At 42.6% G+C, this 19,544-nt stretch carries 13 protein-coding genes; 5 read left to right on the top strand and 8 right to left on the bottom strand.

Going from position 1 to position 19,544, the window contains the following annotated elements:
* The first annotated feature begins 133 nt into the window (after positions 1-133).
* Positions 134-2,302, top strand: coding sequence for a RelA/SpoT family protein (locus NFR61_RS02815; RefSeq protein WP_251620395.1), 2,169 nt, complete (start codon positions 134-136; stop codon positions 2,300-2,302).
* 36 nt (positions 2,303-2,338) lie between these two features.
* Positions 2,339-4,873 (top strand): prolyl oligopeptidase family serine peptidase, encoded by a 2,535-nt coding sequence (locus NFR61_RS02810; protein WP_251620393.1) that lies wholly within the window; start codon positions 2,339-2,341, stop codon positions 4,871-4,873.
* A 63-nt stretch (positions 4,874-4,936) separates the two neighbouring features.
* On the opposite strand, the gene NFR61_RS02805 is transcribed toward NFR61_RS02810, so the two are convergent.
* The 8 genes from NFR61_RS02805 to rpsO all read right to left on the bottom strand — a co-directional run bounded on the left by NFR61_RS02805 (position 4,937) and on the right by rpsO (position 14,516).
* The gene (locus tag NFR61_RS02805; protein ID WP_251620391.1) at positions 4,937-5,998 is read right to left on the bottom strand and encodes a mannose-1-phosphate guanylyltransferase; all 1,062 of its coding nucleotides are present in this window, start codon (positions 5,996-5,998) and stop codon (positions 4,937-4,939) included.
* A 13-nt stretch (positions 5,999-6,011) separates the two neighbouring features.
* Positions 6,012-7,145 (bottom strand): acyltransferase family protein, encoded by a 1,134-nt coding sequence (locus NFR61_RS02800; RefSeq protein WP_251620389.1) that lies wholly within the window; start codon positions 7,143-7,145, stop codon positions 6,012-6,014.
* Between the two features lie 102 nt (positions 7,146-7,247).
* Positions 7,248-7,811: a Crp/Fnr family transcriptional regulator gene (locus NFR61_RS02795; protein WP_251620387.1), complete on the bottom strand. Its 564-nt coding sequence runs from the start codon at positions 7,809-7,811 to the stop codon at positions 7,248-7,250.
* A gap of 12 nt (positions 7,812-7,823) precedes the next feature.
* Positions 7,824-8,774 carry a ribonuclease Z gene (locus NFR61_RS02790; RefSeq protein ID WP_251620385.1) on the bottom strand — a complete coding sequence of 317 codons (951 nt, stop codon included), beginning with the start codon at positions 8,772-8,774 and terminating at the stop codon, positions 7,824-7,826.
* A 15-nt stretch (positions 8,775-8,789) separates the two neighbouring features.
* A complete protein-coding gene (gene rpsA, locus NFR61_RS02785) occupies positions 8,790-10,688 on the bottom strand; it encodes a 30S ribosomal protein S1 (RefSeq protein ID WP_251620383.1) in 1,899 nt (632 codons plus the stop codon).
* 99 nt (positions 10,689-10,787) lie between these two features.
* Entirely contained in the window at positions 10,788-11,888 is a 1,101-nt protein-coding gene (locus NFR61_RS02780) for a PdxA family dehydrogenase (protein WP_251620381.1), read from the bottom strand.
* A 71-nt stretch (positions 11,889-11,959) separates the two neighbouring features.
* The gene (pnp, locus tag NFR61_RS02775) at positions 11,960-14,095 is read right to left on the bottom strand and encodes a polyribonucleotide nucleotidyltransferase (protein WP_251620379.1); all 2,136 of its coding nucleotides are present in this window, start codon (positions 14,093-14,095) and stop codon (positions 11,960-11,962) included.
* Positions 14,096-14,246: 151 nt separating this feature from the next.
* On the bottom strand, positions 14,247-14,516 hold the full coding sequence (gene rpsO / locus NFR61_RS02770) for a 30S ribosomal protein S15 (protein ID WP_251620377.1): 270 nt from the start codon (positions 14,514-14,516) through the stop codon (positions 14,247-14,249).
* A 291-nt stretch (positions 14,517-14,807) separates the two neighbouring features.
* Between rpsO and NFR61_RS02765 the strand changes: the two genes are divergently transcribed.
* From NFR61_RS02765 to NFR61_RS02755, 3 genes are read left to right on the top strand one after another with little or no spacing between them, the layout of a single operon-like run.
* Complete coding sequence (locus tag NFR61_RS02765) at positions 14,808-15,869, top strand: DUF1573 domain-containing protein (protein ID WP_251620368.1); 1,062 nt, start codon at positions 14,808-14,810, stop codon at positions 15,867-15,869.
* A gap of 21 nt (positions 15,870-15,890) precedes the next feature.
* Positions 15,891-16,970 (top strand): DUF1573 domain-containing protein, encoded by a 1,080-nt coding sequence (locus NFR61_RS02760; protein WP_251620366.1) that lies wholly within the window; start codon positions 15,891-15,893, stop codon positions 16,968-16,970.
* A gap of 6 nt (positions 16,971-16,976) precedes the next feature.
* A complete protein-coding gene (locus NFR61_RS02755; protein ID WP_251620364.1) occupies positions 16,977-19,442 on the top strand; it encodes an endonuclease MutS2 in 2,466 nt (821 codons plus the stop codon).
* Positions 19,443-19,544: the final 102 nt, after the last annotated feature.

Genomic DNA, 19,544 nt, shown 5'->3' with positions numbered 1-19,544 from the left:
GTCAGGACCCGGTTCCTAATTTTTCAATAAACTTTACAAAAATAGAATTTCCCCGCCAATATTCTTAAAAAGAATTGCCTATTTTTGCATGAAGTCAAAAACGGAAAAATAGTTACACCTTAAACGCCACACCATGACGACAACGGCTATACACACCTCTCCAGACGAAAAATACCGGAACCTCCAAAAATCCTGCCGGAACCTTCTGACCACCGAAGATATAGCCCTTTTCCAAAAAGCATGCACCATCGCTGCCCGGAACGAAGAAAACATGGATAAAATCCTTGATACGGCACTCATTGTCACCACGGAAATCGGGCTGGGAAAAACCTCCCTGTTCTGCGCCCTGCTGCACAAAAAAGCGGAAGAAGACGCCATTTCCATTGAAGACATCCGGACGGATTTCGGCGAAAAAGTAGCCCAAATACTTCACGGCTTAAAGGAAATCAGCAAGATATACGCCACACGCAAGATCGTGGATTCCGAAAACTTCCGCAAACTGCTGCTGAGCTTTGCCGAAGACATCCGGGTACAGCTCATCTTTCTGGCCGAAAAACTTCACGCCCTCCGTACTGCCGACCAATTGAGCGAAGCGGAACAGAAAAAACTGGCGCAAGAGACCAACTATATTTATATCCCTTTCGCCCACCGTCTGGGACTGTACAACATCAAATCGGAAATGGAAGACCGGGCGCTCCGTTATTCCAATCCGCGCATATATGCCGAAATATCCCGCAAGCTGAATGACACCAAAGACGCCCGCGAAAGATATATCGCCGAATTCATTGCACCCATCGTCGATGAACTCAATAAAAAAGGTATTCGGTTCAAATCCAAATACCGGACGAAAACCATCGCTTCCATCCTGAACAAAATGCGAAAAAACCAGGTGGAATTTGAAGAAATATACGACATCTTCGCCGTGCGCTTTATCATCGACAGCACCGGAGAAAACGAAAAACCCGACTGCTGGAAAGTGTATTCCATCGTTACCGACAAATACACCCCCAACCCCCAGCGGCTGCGGGACTGGATTTCCGTCCCCAAGTCCAACGGCTACGAATCGCTGCAGACCACCGTTTTGGGACCGGGCAATCGCTGGGTGGAAGTGCAGATCCGGACGGAGCGGATGGATGAAATTGCGGAAAAAGGATTCGCCGCCCACTGGCGATACAAAGGGGGCACCTCCGACCACGTCATCGAAAGCTGGCTGAACGAACTGCGCGAAGTGCTGGAAAGCTCCGAGGAAAGCGCCATCAACCTGCTCGACGACCTGAAACTGGATTTACAGGACAAGGAAGTGCACGTCTTCACCCCCAAAGGAGACCTGATGACCTTGCCGGCAGGCGCCACGCTGCTCGACTTCGCCTATGCCATCCACAGCAATATCGGCGATCATTGCATGGGGGGAAAAGTCAACCAGCGGAACGAAACGCTGCGCTACAAACTCCGCAACGGCGACCAGATTTCGGTCCTGACGGCTGCCAGCCAGCAGCCCAAGGCCGACTGGCTGAACTTTGCCGTTACCTCCAAAGCCCGCAACAAAATCAGACAGTTCCTCAATGAAAACGTCAATCACCAGGCCGATTTGGGCAAGGAGCTGCTGAGCCGGCGACTGAAAAACTGGAAAATAGAATTCACCGACGATATTACCCGCCGGCTGATGCACTACTATAAATACAAATTCGCGCTGGACCTCTACCAGGCGATAGCGGAAGGCAAACACGAGCCCGCGGAAATCAAAGAGATTCTGACCCAGACAAAAGAAGAAGAAAAAACAGCTATACCGGAAAATCTTCCGAAAGACATCCGGATCACCCATCCGAAAAAGATAGGCGAAGATGTATTGCTTATTGACAAGAACGTAGACAACGTAGATTACAAATTCGCCCGATGCTGCAACCCCGTGTACGGTGACGACATCATCGGTTTCGTGTCCATCGGCGAAGGCATCAAAGTACACCGGCGTCAGTGTAAAAACGCATTGGACCTGCAAAAACGTTATCCCTACCGGATTGTAAACACCCAATGGACCAACGAAGGTGCCGCCTCCTATCAGACCGTTGTCAGTATCGTGGGAAAAGACGAAATCGGAATCGTGAACAAAATTACGGAACTGATCACCAAAGATCCACGCGTCACCATGCGCGCCGTTTCCATCAACTCTTCCGGAGGTATTTTTGAAGGAAAAATCACGGTGCTCATCGACAACACGGAACATTTGTCCCAACTCATATCCCGGCTGAAACACCTGCCGGGCATCATGAAAGTAAACCGGCACGACTCCATGCTGGAACAATAAAACCGTACAATACAGAAAACACTAAAAACACAAACCATGAAAAAAGAATTACTCCTTTTCGCTATGATAGCATGCACAATGGCTGCCTTCGGACAACAGGCTTCCCAGTGGCTGGCGCTGACACCGGTACGGATTGAGAAACCGGTCCTGGAAAATGTCAGGGACGTAGAAAACAAAACCTTTTCAGCCGACATGCTGTTAAAGACCAACCAGTTAAATATCCACCAGTTCACCCCCGACCTGGCCAAACCCGAGAAACAATACCGGAACCTCTCGTGGGAAGAAGCCCGGACGGAACAGGATACGGTTATATCTTCCGGAAAAAACGGGGAATATACCCTGAACTACTACGCCGTATACCTTGCCAATGAACAGTGGGTGAAAGGCGAATTCCGCCTGACCCTCTTCGGACCTTCGGAAATATATATCAACGGAAAAAAGAAACTGACTTACACCGAAACCGCCAAAGCGAACAAAACGATCGCTTGCGAATTCGTCCCGGGCAAACAGACCGTGATCGTCAAAACCGTTTCCGAAGGCGGAAAATCCTTCGCCCTGTCTTTTAAAGCGAAAGAGCCGCAGGACGCGACGGTCGCCTTCACCCTGTCCCCCAAACGAGGAAAAAACATTTACGACATCCTCAACGGAAAGCGAATCAGCCGGGCGGAACTGTCCCCCAGCGGAAAATACGTCCTGATCACCCTACAAAATATTGTAGACGGAAAAACGACCACGACCACTCATATCTGCCGCAGCAGCGATAAAAAAGTGGTATATGCTTTCAACGGAAACGTACAATCCTTAAAATGGATACCCGGCAAGGACGAGCTGTCCTACCTCCGCAAAGAAGGCTACGGAAACTCCCTCTATGCCTACAATCCGGACAACGAACAACTGCAATGCCTGATTAAAGAAGATACGGAAATCACCAACTACACGTGGTCTCCTGATCTTTCCTATCTGATTTACTACAAAAGCGAGAACTATGCGGAAAAAGACTGGAAGCTGCGGAAGCTGTCTGGAATCGAAGACCGCCAATCCTACTACCGTCACCGCTCCTGGTTAAACAAATTCGATTTTGCCACAGGACTGCACTCCCGACTGACCTGGGGCAATCTGACCGCCTCTCTGATGGACATCAGCCACGACGGCAGCCGGCTGCTATTTTCCACTTCACAGCCGGACTATACCGAATATCCCTACCGTAAACAATCCGTTTACCTTTTGGACATGAAAAACCACAGGCTCGACACCCTGTGGAAAGACCGCCTTTACGGCATCTCATGCAGTTTCTCCCCCGACGACAAACAGCTGCTTATCAGCGGAGGCCCTTCCGCATTCGGCAAAGCCGGAGAAAATATAGGCAAAAATCCCATCGCCAACCAATACGATACCCAGCTGTACCTATACGACATAGCAAGCGGAAAAATCACGCCGATTACGAAAGACTTCCATCCCTCCGTTGCACAGACTTGCTGGCGGAAAGACTGGAAAATATATATTGTAGCCAATGATGCCGATTACGTCCGTCTCTTCGTCTGCAATCCGGAAGACGGCAAAATCGACCGGATCGTATGCCCCGGTGACATCATCCGGAATATCAGCATACCGGAAGACGGCGACCGGATGTTCTATATAGCCTCCGGAGCCACCTCTCCTGCCATCCTGTATGAAAGAAAACTAACCGACGGAACTACCCGCATCTGGGAAAACCCGTCAGCCGCACAGTATGAAAACATCGTATTCGGAGAAGTGAAGGATTGGGACTATACCTACAAAAAAGGAACGGTTATCGACGGACGATACTACCTCCCGGCCGACTTCGACCCCACCAAAAAATATCCGCTGATTGTCTACTACTATGGTGGCACGACTCCGGTTGAAAGGACTTTCGGTGGACGCTATCCGTTCAATCTGTATGCCGCCAACGGCTATGTAGTTTACGTCATGCAGCCTTCCGGAGCCATCGGTTACGGCCAAGAGTTCTCCGCCCGCCATCAGAACAACTGGGGAAAAATCACGGGCGACGAAATCATCAGCGCCACGAAAGCCTTTCTGAAAGCCCATCCTTTCATTGATGCGTCGAAAGTGGGGTGTATGGGAGCTTCCTACGGCGGGTTTACCACGATGTACCTTACGACCCGGACCGACATCTTCACATGCGCCATCGCACACGCAGGCATCTCCTCCATTACCGGATACTGGGGGGACGGATATTGGGGATACGGTTACAGCACAAACGCCACGGCCCATTCCTTCCCCTGGAACAGAAAAGACATCTACGTAGAACAAAGCCCGCTTTTCAACGCGGACAAAGTCCATACCCCTCTCCTGCTGATACACGGGACAAAAGACGTGAACGTACCCACCGCCCAGAGCATGCAGTTCTATACGGCCCTGAAACTTCTGGGTAAAGACGCCGAACTGGTTTTCGTCAAAGACTCTGACCACGTCGTCGTAGACTACGACCTCCGGATTCTCTGGAACAACACCATTCTGGCCTATTTCGCCAAGTACCTGAAAGGAGAACCCGACTGGTGGAAAAACCTCTACAAAGACAAGAATTTATAAATCATCTCACAAAACTTCATAGCACAAACGAAACAGCTCCTTGAAAATTCAAGGAGCTGTTAGTTAAGTATTCAACATTTTTGAAAATTCCTTAATTCGTTGCTCATCCTTCATATTACAAACGAGCAACACCCCCTTGTGTTCCGCGACAATATACCCATCTAATCCTTGTACTACCATTCGCTTATCCGCAGAAACCCTCACTACACAATCCCGACATTCTACCAAACGCACACCCTTACCTACCACAGCATTCTTATCTGAATCTTTTTCTGACAACTCATGCAAAGAGCCCCAGGTTCCCAAATCCGACCAACCGAAATCAGCCGGAAATACATAAATATTATGTGCATGCTCCATTATTGCATAATCAATAGATATATTCTCACACTCAGGAAACCATCGATTCACAGCATCCTGTTCTTCCAAAGTATAGAAATACCCCTCCAACTCATCAAAAATCCGAGCCATATCCGGCTGTTTTTGACGAAAAACCTTTTCAATAGTAGCTACATTCCAAACAAAAATACCGGAATTCCACAAATACCCGCCAACATTTAAATACTCCTCTGCTTTTTGCCGATCCGGCTTTTCCTTAAACCCATCCACTTCTCTGATTTCTCCTACTTCCGCGCTTTCTCTTACTTTTATATATCCATATCCAGTTTCCGGTCTATGAGGACGCATCCCCACTGTCAAAATCCGATTCTCTCCAGCAGTAAAAAGCAATCCTTTTTTCATTACCCGTCTGAACTCCTCTACATCAGTCACAATATGATCGGCAGGAGAAACTATTATATTAGCCGCACTATTTCTTTTCTTAATTTTCCAGGCAGCATAGGCAATACAAGGTGCAGTATTACGCATACAAGGTTCCGTTAATATATTAGTTTCCGGAACTTCAGGCAATTGCTCTCGAACTATATTTTTGTAATTGACAGAAGTAACGACCCAAACATTTTCACTAGAACACACATCTTCAAATCGCTTAACAGTCAATTGCAACAAAGAACGTCCTATCCCTAAAATATCTATAAACTGCTTCGGCTTTTCCGGTGTACTGACGGGCCAGAAACGACTTCCTATTCCACCAGCCATAATAACTAAATGATTGTTTTCTATCATATATTTTCCTTTTTTACAAAAATCTCTTACTTAACCATTTTCTCAAAGGCTCATCATATAATTTCAAACAAAGATAGGCTAATATAATATTTCCGAAAAATAAAATCAAAGCAATCGGCCACGTTTTGGAAAAAGTAAGTCCTTCCCGCCACAGCCAGGCATAAAACAAATACATGAAAGGATAATGAATAATGTAAACAGGGTAAGAAATATCCCCGAAAAATTTGCAGATTCCAGTTGTAACCTTATCCGTTGTTTTTCCTGAAGCACCCAGCCATACAAGCAACGGAAAAACGCAAACCACACACACAGCATCATAAATGCCGTTCATCCACAATGTCTCTTTTCCGCCGATATGCGGCAAAGCAAGCAAAACAAGCAACACCAGACTACATATTCCGAAAGCTCCCCGAATAGGAAGCGGCTTAAATATACGTGACATTAACAGTCCGGCGGAAAAAGAAAACAACAGACGCAAAAATCCCCCCGGGAAATTATACTCCGCTAAAGTCCACCCCACTCCCAAATGCCCGTAACCGGAAAAATTAAATACCGCAAACGAAGCCAGCCCCAAACCGGCCAGTCCGACCAGAAATGCCAGTGCTTTCGTGGAGAAACGACGAAGCAACAAAGCGTACAATATATTGCCGATGTATTCGAAGAAGAGAGACCAACTGGGACCGTTCAGGGGAAACAGCTCCCCGTTGCCCCGCACCTCCGAAACTCCTCCCGGCCATGCCGGTATCATGAAAAAATTCATGAACATGGCAAGCAGAAGAGCTGAAAACGCCACCTGCGTTCCATCCCACTGCTCACACCCCTGTATATAAAAGGTAACAGCACCTAAAACAGCTCCCATGATCACCATCGGATGCAGACGAATAAGCCGGCGTTTTAAAAACTCTTTTATACCCATATTCGTTTTCCACCGGTCATCATACGCATAACCGATAACAAACCCCGAAAGAATAAAAAAGAAATCGACAGCCAGATACCCGTGATTGAACCGCTGGTCAACCGGACTTGTGGCAAAACCTTCAAATACATGATACCAGATCACCAAAAGAGCCGCTACACCCCTCAGACCGTCCAAAAGTTCATAGTGGGGTTTCGTATCCGCAAACGCAGAGGATGAAATTTTTTGCATAATAGATTCGGTTATTTTACTACAATCTCAATAACGGGTCAAAATTAAAAAACTCCCACCTGCCAAAAATTGTCCTACGTCAAAATCTTCGGAACGCAAAGATTATTTCAGAGCCCTCAACCTGCTAAGAGTGGAAAGCGTTATCCCCAGATAAGAAGCGATATATCCCAGTTGCACCCGCTGGCACACCTCCGGGAACTGCCGTCTGAACTCTTCGTATCTCTCTTTGGCCGCCAGTGTAAGACGTTCCTTGTGAGAGCGGTGCAAACGCCGGTACTCGTTCTGGTGTATAATCCTTCCCCAATTGGCCAATTCTATGTTCGTCCGGAAAAGCTCCAGCAAATCGGTCAGGGCAATCCTGTAAGCGACAATATCCTCGAGTGCTTCCACGAATTCTTCACTCACACTGTCATAATACAACTCATCCATGCTAAAAATGATCCCTCCTTCCGAAGAAAAAGAAGTTGTTATTTCTTCTCCGTTCACCAGCCAGAAAGAACGGGTCATACCCTTCTCGATAAAATAAGCCGACTTACAGTATTTGTCCGCTTCTATCAGGCGGTGTCTTTTAGGAAAATGGCACAACACCAGCTTTTCCCGCAACGCCTGTATTGTATCATCGGATACCGGATACAAAGAAGTCATTTTTCTTATCACATTCTCCATAAAGCCCATCCTTTATCCGGCGGGAAACACCCCCGACCGCTTTTGAAGAGGAATATCGTAAACATCCCCGTCCGTACAAATATATGTCTCAGGAAAAACAGCACGGGCTTCCGGCAGCAAACAGGAAGGATCCGGATAACGGGCTGAAAAATGCCCCAACAGCAATCTTCCGGCTCCCGCCAGAACCGCCAGCCGTGCAGCCTGCTCCGCCGTACTGTGATAATTCTCTTTCGCCACGGCTTCCAGCTCCCGGCCATACGTAGCTTCATGATAAAGCAGATCCGCACCGCGCACATACTCGGCGAAACGCTCCCGGAAAAGCGTATCGGTCATATAGGCATAGGAACGAGACGGAGGCGGTGCCACCGTCAGCATCCGGTTCGGTATAACCTTCCCCTCGGGAGTAACGAAATCGGCACCGGCTTTCAGATGCTGCATAAAAGCCACCGGGACCTGCCAGGCATCCGCCATATCTTTGCGTATCGTCCGGCTCCGCTCTTTCTCCTTAAACAGAAAACCGCACACGGGCGCATCGTAACGGTGTAGCAGCGGGAAAGAGGTCACGGTCATCACCTTGTCTTCAAAAATAACCTCCTCGTTCCGGGTCAGAGGATGAAAACGAAGGGGATACCCCAGACGCGTATTCATAATCTTCAACTGGCTCTCTATCATCTGCTGCAAACGCGGATCGGCATAGAGATGCAGCTCCCCTTTCCTGCCCTGCAGCGAAAGACTCGACAACAAGCCCATAAGACCGAAATAATGGTCTCCGTGAAGATGGGAAATAAAAATATGGTTGATCCGGTTGTAGGGAATCCGGAAACGGCGCAGCTGATGCTGGGTAGCTTCAGCGCAATCTATAAGAAAGTACCGCTCAAGTACATTGAGTACCTGAGCGGTAGAGTTTCTTTGTAAGGTGGGGACGGCGGAACCCGCCCCCAATATGGTCAGTTCAAATTTCACTGCAACCTCTTACGATTAATCTTCCTTGGCTTCGCTTTCTGCCAGTGCTTCGGTTTCAGCTTTCGCTTTTTTAGCCTTGGTAGCTTTCTCCGGTTTTGCTGCAGTCATCTGTTCCTTCAAAGCTGCCAATTCGGTAATATCGCCCAATGTTGTTTTTTCCAACTTCTCTTTTACCTGCTTAACTGCTTTTTTGGTAGATTTTTCTTCTGCACTCTTCTTTGCTTTTTCTTCAGACTTTTGTTCGTCTTCGAAAATGCGTGAATGAGAAAGGATAATCCGTTTAGCGGCCTTGTTGAATTCAATTACCTTAAATGAAAGTTTTTCTTCCACTTTAGCCTGCGAACCGTCTTCTTTTACTAAATGACGGGGAGTTGCAAAACCTTCTACACCATAAGGTAAAGCAATCACCGCGCCCTTGTCGAAGATTTCGGTAATCGTACCTTCATGTACGGAATCCACTGTGAAAATGGTTTCAAACACATCCCAGGGATTTTCCTCCAACTGTTTGTGTCCTAAGCTCAAACGACGGTTTTCCTTATCAATTTCCAATACAACCACTTCGATTTCGGCACCAATCTGAGTAAACTCGGCCGGATGTTTTACTTTCTTCGTCCAAGACAGGTCGGAAATATGAATCAAGCCGTCAACTCCTTCTTCAATTTCTACAAATACTCCGAAATTCGTAAAATTACGAACCTTAGCATTATGCTTGCTTCCGACACCATATTTTTCTTCAATATTTTGCCATGGATCTTCTCTCAATTGTTTAATACCCAAAGACATCTTTCTTTCATCACGATCCAAAGTCAAAATGACAGCTTCCACATCGTCTCCTACTTTCATAAAATCTTGAGCAGAACGTAAATGTTGAGACCAAGACATTTCAGAAACGTGAATCAACCCTTCCACGCCCGGTGCGATTTCTACAAATGCACCATAATCAGCCATCACAACAACTTTACCTGTCACTTTATCGCCGACTTTCAAATCAGCATTCAATGCATCCCACGGATGCGGTGTCAATTGCTTCAATCCTAAGGCAATACGTTTTTTCTCATCATCAAAATCGAGAATAACCACATTCAACTTCTGATCCAGCTGAACGATTTCGTTCGGATGATTTACACGTCCCCAAGACAAATCAGTGATGTGAATCAAACCGTCTACACCACCCAAATCAATAAATACTCCGTAAGAAGTAATATTCTTAACGGCTCCTTCCAAAACTTGTCCTTTTTCAAGTTTAGAAATAATATCTTTCTTCTGTTGTTCAAGTTCTGCTTCAATAAGAGCTTTATGAGATACTACTACGTTCTTAAATTCCTGGTTGATTTTCACCACCTTGAATTCCATAGTTTTACCTACATAAATATCATAATCACGAATAGGTTTCACATCAATCTGAGAACCTGGCAAGAAGGCTTCAATACCGAATACATCCACAATCATACCACCCTTCGTGCGACATTTTACAAAACCTTTGATAATCTCATCATTTTCCAAAGCCTCATTCACACGATCCCAACTCCGCAATGCACGTGCTTGTTTGTGAGAAAGAGTCAATTGACCTTTTTTATCCTCTTGTGTTTCGACATAAACCTCAACCTTATCTCCCACTTTCAATTCCGGATTATAACGAAACTCATTCAAAGAGATAATACCATCTGATTTATAACCGATATTAACAACAACTTCCCTTTTATTCATTGAGATTACAGTTCCCTCAACGACTTCTTTTTCTGCTACTTTAGACAAAGTATCTGCATACTTTTGAACCAAAGCCTCTTTTTCCGATGCGGAAATTACTTCATCATTAGCATAAGCATCCCAATCGAAATTCTCATCAGTTTCCGCACTGGTTGTTTGTGCTTCCTTTGCAGATAAGGCCTGCAAATCCTTTTGTTCTTCTGACATAATAATTAATTGTTTCTCATCTAATAAGTTAGACATTATATAAATTGCGGGTGCAAAGATATAATAAAAACTGAAACATTAAAAATTCCCAAGTATTTATTATACAGTTTCTTCTTTTATTCCAGTAATCTGCTCCACATTCAAATCACTCTCATTGGCATTACCAGCAACATCATAATGAGGCAAAGAGTTATCTACCAATGAAATATTCTGCATACGTGTATTATACACATCTATCGCCAAATAGAGGGCTTTTCTCAATCCTTGTTCATTAGCAATCCCCTGCCCTGCTATTGCATACGCAGGCCCATTTAAAGGCAATGTAAAAACCACCGGTACCCCTGCTATTAAAACAGCCCCTTCCACTCCTTCTATCGTTTTAAAAGGTATCATTCCCTGATCATAATACAATGCTAATATCGCGTCAAATTTTTCAAACTCCGTTCCGGAGAACAATCTATCTGCCGCATAGGGACCCAAAGCCATAATTCCCTGCTCCCTCGCCTTATTTATAGCCGGCAATACGGCATTCTTCTCCTCATTATCAAACTCACACCTCTCACTAGATCCCGGATTCAATCCCAATATGGCAATACGAGGTTTGCGTATGGTAAAATCACGCCTCAAACAAAAATCAAGAGTCTTTAATTTATTAAATATTTTTTCCTCCGTTAGATTTTCGGCTATTTCTTTAAAGGGAATATGAGTTGTGACAAATCCCATTTTCATTTTTTCTCCCACCAACAGCGGTATCCCAGAGTTCGTATCGTATCTTTTATAAAAAAAATCAAAGCAACCATTACCCCCGTCTAACTGAAATGAACGCATACTCTGAGGTGCTGCCACAACCACATCCAATTCCTTGCGTTCCAAATCATCTAGCGCTCTTTTCAATACGGACATTGCGACCTCATTCGATTCCTGCGTTTCTTTCCCGACTTCCACTTTTACATTATCATCCACGCAATTAATTACATTACAACGTTTCTGATTAGCTTCCGTGGCACTCTGTATATTATTCAAATTGAAGTTCTCTACATTCAAATTCTTTCGATAATAGGCAGCAACCTTTGGAGAACCGTAAAATATCGGTGTACACACTTCACAAATCCTATTCTCCGCCATCATTTTTATAATCAATTCATAAGCTACACCGTTAATATCTCCGTGGGTAATCCCGACTCTCAATCTATTTTCCATTTTATTATCTTTTAAGCAATACAAAGATAAAACATTCACAGACAAAAAAAGAGGCAAAAGCCTCTTTTTTATTATTGTTTATCCTCGGAATCTTTTCGTTCCGGTCTGGGTAATAAAATCTTTCTCGAAAGACGCAACTTGCCTGTTTTTTTGTCTATTTCCAACAATTTCACACGCACCTTATCACCTTCTTTCAGTACATCCTCCACTTTCTCTACACGTTTGTGGTCAATTTCCGAAATATGCAATAAGCCGTCCTTACCCGGCAATACTTCAACAAAAGCACCGAAAGGCATAATAGATTTTACTACGCCCTCATAAATTTCACCCTCTTCCGGTTTGGAAGCGATACCTTTGATTCGGGCAATGGCTATCCGTATTGACTCTGCATTTGATGCGGAAATATTTACAATCCCTTTATTATCGACTTCTTCAATGGTAACAGTTGCGCCGGATTTTTCCTGAATATCCTGAATAATCTTACCTCCAGGACCAATAATAGCTCCAATCTGGTCTTTATCCACGATTAATGTCTCAATACGAGGTGCATGCGGTTTCAAATCCGGACGAGGCGCAGGCAATGTCTCCAAAATAATATTCATAATATGCAACCGACCGCGACGAGCTTGCTCCAAAGCCTTTTCAAGAATCTCGTAAGGTAGCCCATCCACTTTAATATCCATTTGTGTTGCTGTAATACCATCCACCGTTCCGGTCACTTTGAAGTCCATATCACCAAGATGGTCTTCATCACCTAAAATATCGGACAAAATAGCGTATTTCTCGCATCCTTTATCAGTAATTAATCCCATCGCGATACCCGTCACCGGCTTTTTCATCGGCACACCGGCATCCATCAATGCCAATGTACCCGCACATACGGTAGCCATTGAAGACGAACCATTCGATTCCAAAATATCAGAAACCACACGTACTGTATACGGATAGTCAACCGGTAACATTCTCTTCAATGCCCGATGAGCAAGATTTCCGTGTCCGATTTCACGACGTCCCACACCGCGAGAAGCCTTCGCTTCTCCTGTTGAAAAAGGAGGAAAATTATAGTGCAGTAAAAATCTTTCCTTACCTTGCTCTGTAGCTTCATCTATCAACTTTTCATCCAATTTTGTTCCCAAAGTTACAGTTGACAATGATTGTGTTTCTCCACGGGTAAAAATAGAGGAACCATGAGGACCGGGCAGATAACCAACTTCACACCAAATTGGGCGAATTTGTTCGGTCGTTCTACCATCCAAACGTACTCCTTCATCCAAAATCATTCGTCTCATAGCTTCTTTCTCCACATCATGATAGTAACGGCTCACCATCATTTTCTTTCCTTCTCTCTCCTCTTCCGGAATAGATGCCATATATTCTTCACACACTTTAGCCAATAACTCTCCTCTCAAATGCTTATTGGCATTACATTGACGAGCAACATCATAGGCTTTCTGATAACACTTAGCCCACACATCCTTACGCAACTCTTCATCGTTCACTTCATGACAATACGTGCGTTTCACCTTACCAACTGCTCTCGCCAACTCTTGCTGCATCAAGCATTGTTCTTTGATTGCAGCATGTGCAAATTTAATAGCATCAAGCATTTCTTTTTCAGAAACCTCGTTCATCTCCCCTTCCACCATCATGATGTTTTCGTAAGTAGCACCTACCATAATGTCCAAATCAGCCTCTTGCAACTGCGAACGAGTCGGATTAATTACCAATTCCCCATTAATACGAGCTACTCTAACTTCTGAAATCGGTCCCTGAAAAGGCACATCACTTACCGAAAGAGCTGCAGAAGCTGCCAATCCGGCCAAAGAATCAGGCATAGACTCCGCATCTCCCGAATACAAAGTTACCTGCACAAAAGTTTCTGCATGATAATCATCAGGAAACAATGGTCTTAATGCTCTGTCTACCAATCGGGATACTAATATTTCATAATCAGAAGACTTCCCTTCTCTTTTGGTAAATCCTCCGGGAAAACGTCCTACTGATGCAAATTTTTCTTTATAATCCACTGATAACGGCATAAAATCCACATCCGGTCCTGCATCTTGCGCAGATACTACTGTTGCCAACAACATGGTATTCCCCATTTTCAACATAACGGCACCATCTGCCTGTTTTGCCAACTTGCCCGTCTCTAGTGTTATCACTCTTCCATCCGGTAGAGTAATTTGTTTTTCAATAACATTCATAATTCTACTGTTAAAATAAATTCATTTTAACGAAATTCTTCTTTAAACTAGACAGAAACATACAATTATTTCTGCTTTTGAGGAGATATGAAGGTGAGGGGTATAATATAAAACAAGCCCGGGAATACCCGGGTTTGTTCATACTATATACTTATTTACGTATATTCAACGCTTTAATAATAGAACGATATCTTTCAATATCTTTTCTTTTCAAGTAATCCAATAAAGCTCTGCGCTTTCCTACCAACTTGATTAACGCTCTTTGGGTTGCAAAATCTTTGTGATTTTTCTTCAAGTGTTCAGTCAAATGATTAATACGGTAGGAAAATAAAGATATCTGAGATTCTGCAGAACCGGTATCTTTATTAGACTTTCCGTATTGTGAAAAAAGTTCTTCTTTCTTTTCAGCTGTCAAATACATAATTACCAATTTTTAATTAAAATATTTTATAAACGGCGCAAAGGTAGTTTTTATTCCTGAACAAACAAATAATATCTTCAAAAAATAGATATATCGGTATTTTCTTATCATTCGCCCAACATTCGCTCGAAATCGTAAGAAGTATGCAAAAAAATGGGAGAATCTACAGCGAATTCCCAAAGAATTAAGGTCGAAAAGTAAAAGAATTGAAAAGTTTACATTGTTTTTCCCATATTATTCCTATCTTTGTAAGATTTTACACAGTAATGCGTTTATTAATATAAATTTTTAATGATGAGAAAATTATTGTTTTTATTTTTGACTATTATTCCTTTGATTGCATTCAGTCAAAAAGCTAAAATTGAATTTGAAAAAACTTCCCACGATTTTGGAACTATTAGTGAAAATGGTGGAGCCGCCGTTTATGATTTTGTTTTTAAAAATACGGGAGATGCCCCTTTAATTTTAAATAATGTAAGGGCTAGTTGCGGATGTACGACCCCGTCCTGGAGCCGTCAACCTATTGCACCGGGAGAAACCGGTTCCATAAAAGTAAGCTATGACCCCCGTCACCGCCCGGGACGCTTTAATAAAAGCGTTACTATTCATTCCAATGCTTCCAATGCTGTTACTTCTGTAACCATCAACGGTACGGTAACATCTAAACCGGCAGATCCTTATGCCGCTTTCCGTTATACGGTAGGAACGTTAAAAATAACTTCCGACCAACTGAATTTAGGCAGTATCAATAATACGGCCATTGTCAAAAAAGATATTGATATTATCAATTCAGGAGAACAGCCCGTAAATGTAAATGTAAACGTAAACTCAAATGCTAATTATTTAACAGCAACGGTAATCCCAGCAACATTAAAAAAAGGGGAAAAAGGTAAAATTTCCATAGAATATAATGCAGACGCAAAAAAAGACTGGGGTATTGTATCCGATAAAATCAACGTCTCCGTATCTCCTGAAGCAAAAGGAGAAATTAGTATTGTTGCCAATATTAAAGAAGATTTTTCTAAAATCAATCCGGAAGAAGCTCCGGTTGCAACATTCGCCGAGAAATCTGCGGAATTAGGCATATTAGATAAAAATGCGACCAAAAAACATGAATTTTATATTCAAAATGACGGTAAATCCGATTTAATCATCCGGAAAATAAAAACATCCGACAATACAGTGACAGCTATACCTGCCCGCACTGTTATCAAGCCAGGTAAAAAAGCTAAAGTAAATGTCACACTGAAAACCGATGATCAACCGGGCAAAAAAGTAAAAATCATTTCATTTACACTGAATGATCCTAAAAACACAATTGTTTCTTATAAATTGAGTGGAGAAATTCAGTAAACAAGCGAATAAATTTGATTCATGAAAACAATCTTATTATTCTTTTTATTAGGTTTTGCCGGTAGCATCATGGCTCAATCCGGAATATTGACGTTTGAAAATAAAGAGATTCATCTCTCAAATCTGAAAGCGGATGATACGCAAACGACTGTAACATTTACAGTGAAAAATACAGGTACCAAACCAGTCATTATTTCTCGGATTCTCCCCTCATTCCCCAGAATGAGTGCTGATTGGAATAAATCTCCGATTCTGCCTAACCAATCTGAAGAAATACGTATTTCTTTTCTTCCGATGGATATGCCTGAAAATTTCAATTATTCCATTACTGTATTATCCAATGCACAAAATTCCAGAGAACAGCTACAGGTTAACGGAAATATTATTGACAATCCGAAAAAACCGACATTACGCTATAAAACTGATCTCTCCGGAGTAAAATTCAAGGATAATAATATTAATCTGGGAAAAATATTTATCGGATTAACTAAAATGGATACTCTTTATTTTTATAACACAAGAGAAAAAGCCGTAGCGGTTTCCACTCGGTATACTCCCTCATACATAAAAGTGGAGGTTTTTCCAAAATTAATTGACCCCAATCAAAAAGGGATGCTTGTGCTGACTTATGACACTAAAGCTAAAAACGATTACGGCTACACGTTTGATTCGGTTATTCTAAAATTCGATGAAGATAATTCATATACCAATCGTCTCACCGTAACAGCCAATATTGTTGAAGATTTCAGTAAACTTAGCCAAAAGGATCTGGAAAATGCTCCCGTTGCCCACTTTGATAAAAACACTATTGAATTCGGTGAAATTAATCAAGGAGAAAAAGTAGACTGTGATTTTACTCTTGAAAATCAAGGTAAATCCGCACTTATTATTCGCAAGACTAAAGCCAGTTGCGGGTGTACGGCTATCACACTGGGAGAAAACACGATTGCTCCAGGCCAAAAGACTGTTATCCGGGCTACATTTAATTCCTCTGGAAAATCGGGAAGACAATACAAATCAATTACTGTTATCACAAATGACCCAAAAAACCCGGAAACAAATTTGACGATTTCCGGCAATGTAATTGTAAAAAAACAATAAATAGCAGTGATTTATCCGGACAATCTTGAATGCAAAATAAAATTCGATAAAATTCGCTACTTAATAAAAGGATACTGTCAAAGCAGCATGGGGAAGGAATTAACCGACTCCATGTGCTTTTCAGATCAAGTATCCCATATACGTGAACAACAGGAAGAAACACAAGAGTTTATACGTATCCTTCAGGAAGACGAATTTTCAGGAAATATTTATGCCGATGCCCGTCCGTTTTTAAATAAAATCCGGATAGAAGGATTGTTTTTAGAAATTCCAGAACTTATTTCACTAAAAAATTCTTTGGAGTCTCTATCTGCTATAATACGTTTTTTTAAGGACAAGCATAACATATATCCCCGACTTACGGCAAAAGCATCTTCGATACGCCTCTTCCCTTATATCTTACAACGTTTAGATTCCATCGTTTCAAAACATGGCAGTATCAAAGACTGTGCCTCTCCTGAATTAGGAAATATTCGGCAACAATTGCTAAAAAAGCAATCCGGTATTTCCAAAAGAATGCAGACATTATTGCAACAAGCCCAATCTGAAGGCTGGGCAGACAAAGACAGTGCCATATCCATCCGGGACGGCAGAATGGTCATTCCGATACCTGCTGCCTACAAACGGCGTATCAATGGCATCGTCCATGACGAATCCGCGACAGGAAAAACGTCCTACATAGAACCTGCTGAAATTATCGAAGTCAATAACGAAATAAGAGAATTACAACTGGAAGAAAAAAGAGAAATTAACCGTATCTTACGAAAATTCTCTGATGATATCCGTCCCTATATCGATGATTTAATTCCGGCTTACGATTTCATGGCATTCATTGATTTTGTTCAAGCCAAAGCAACATTTTCCCGTTCCATTGAAGCCATTTCCCCTGTTTTTTCAGAACAAGCAGAAATGCAATGGCATGGAGCGAAACACCCTCTTTTATTTTTGTCATTCAAAGGAACAGAAAAAAAAATAGTTCCCCTAAACATTGAAATAAATAACAAACAACGAATTATCTTGATTTCCGGTCCCAATGCCGGAGGCAAATCTGTCTGCCTGCAAACTGCCGGACTGCTTCAATACATGTTTCAGTGCGGGCTACCTGTTCCTGTTCATGAAAACAGCCGATTCGGTATCTTCCGAAATATATTAATCGATATGGGTGATGAACAATCTATTGAAAATGATTTAAGTACATACAGTTCTCACCTGATAAATATGAAAAATTTCCTCCGTTACAGTGACCCTGATACCCTTATACTTATTGATGAATTCGGTACCGGAACGGAGCCTATGTTAGGGGGAGCCATTGCAGAGGCTATTTTGCACGCTCTTAACAACTCGGAAGTAAAAGGCGTTATTACGACTCATTACACCAACCTCAAGCATTTTGCCTCCTCTACTCAAGGTATTGCCAACGGTGCCATGCTTTATGACAGCCACCGTATGCTACCCCTTTTTGAACTGCAAATAGGCAAACCCGGCTCTTCTTTTGCTTTTGAAATTGCAAAAAAAATCGGCCTTCCTAAAGAAATATTAGACGAAGCTGCCGGAAAAATCGGACAAGACCACATTAATTACGACAAAAATCTGAGAGAAATAGCCCGCGACAAGCGTTATTGGGAAGAAAAAAGAAAAAAAATACATGAAAACGAAAAACGTCTGGATGAAGTCGTAGAAAAGTACAGTAATGAACTCAGTGAAACCTCACGTCTCCGAAAAGAAATCATCCGAGAAGCTAAAGAAAAAGCACAAAGTTTAATTAGTGAGGCAAATAAAACTATAGAGAATACAATCCGTCAAATCAAAGAGAGCCAGGCTGAAAAAGAAAAAACAAAACTCGCCCGTCAGAAACTGCAAGAAACACAACTTAAACTTTCAACAAACGAGGAGGAAGAAAAACGCCTGCAACAAAAAATAGAAAAAATCAAAAGGCGGGAAAAACGTAAATCTCACAAACAACCTTCCGCAACGCAAACAACCTCCCCCACTCCCATAAGCTTGCAAAAAGGGGATTTTGTTAAACTACCCAATCAAGCTACCGGAGAAATCATAGAAATCAAGGATAAAAATGCTGTCATTGCTTTAGGAAACATACAATCCATTGTAGAAGTAAGTCGATTAGAAAAAATATCTGCCAACCAGGCAAAAAAACTAAAAAGACAAAGTACTACAACGACTACCTGGTCTGCTTTTCGGGAAAATCTAAGTCAAAAACGCTTGGCATTCAAACCGGAAATAGACATCAGAGGCATGCGAGGAGAAGAAGCTTTACAGAAAGTAACCGATTTCATTGACGAAGCCGTTATGCTGGAAATCAAAGATTTGAGAATATTACACGGCACAGGTACTGGCACTCTCCGACAAATCATACGCCAATCCCTAAGCACAAACCCAATCGTTGCATTTTACGCAGACGAACAAGTACAATTAGGGGGTGCCGGAATCACAGTAATTCGTTTAGACCTTTAATAGCGGTAGATAAGTAAAAAAGAAAAAACCTTCCTAAAATATTCATTTAGAAAGATTTTCTCCATTTTTATTGATTACATCTTACTTCTCTCTGTGATCCAG

The organism is Odoribacter lunatus (genome assembly GCF_943193135.1).
Classification (GTDB): Bacteria; Bacteroidota; Bacteroidia; order Bacteroidales; family Marinifilaceae; genus Culturomica; species Culturomica lunata.
The sequence above is the reverse complement of the archived record's forward strand: the minus strand, read 5'-3'. Positions and strand labels throughout refer to the sequence as shown.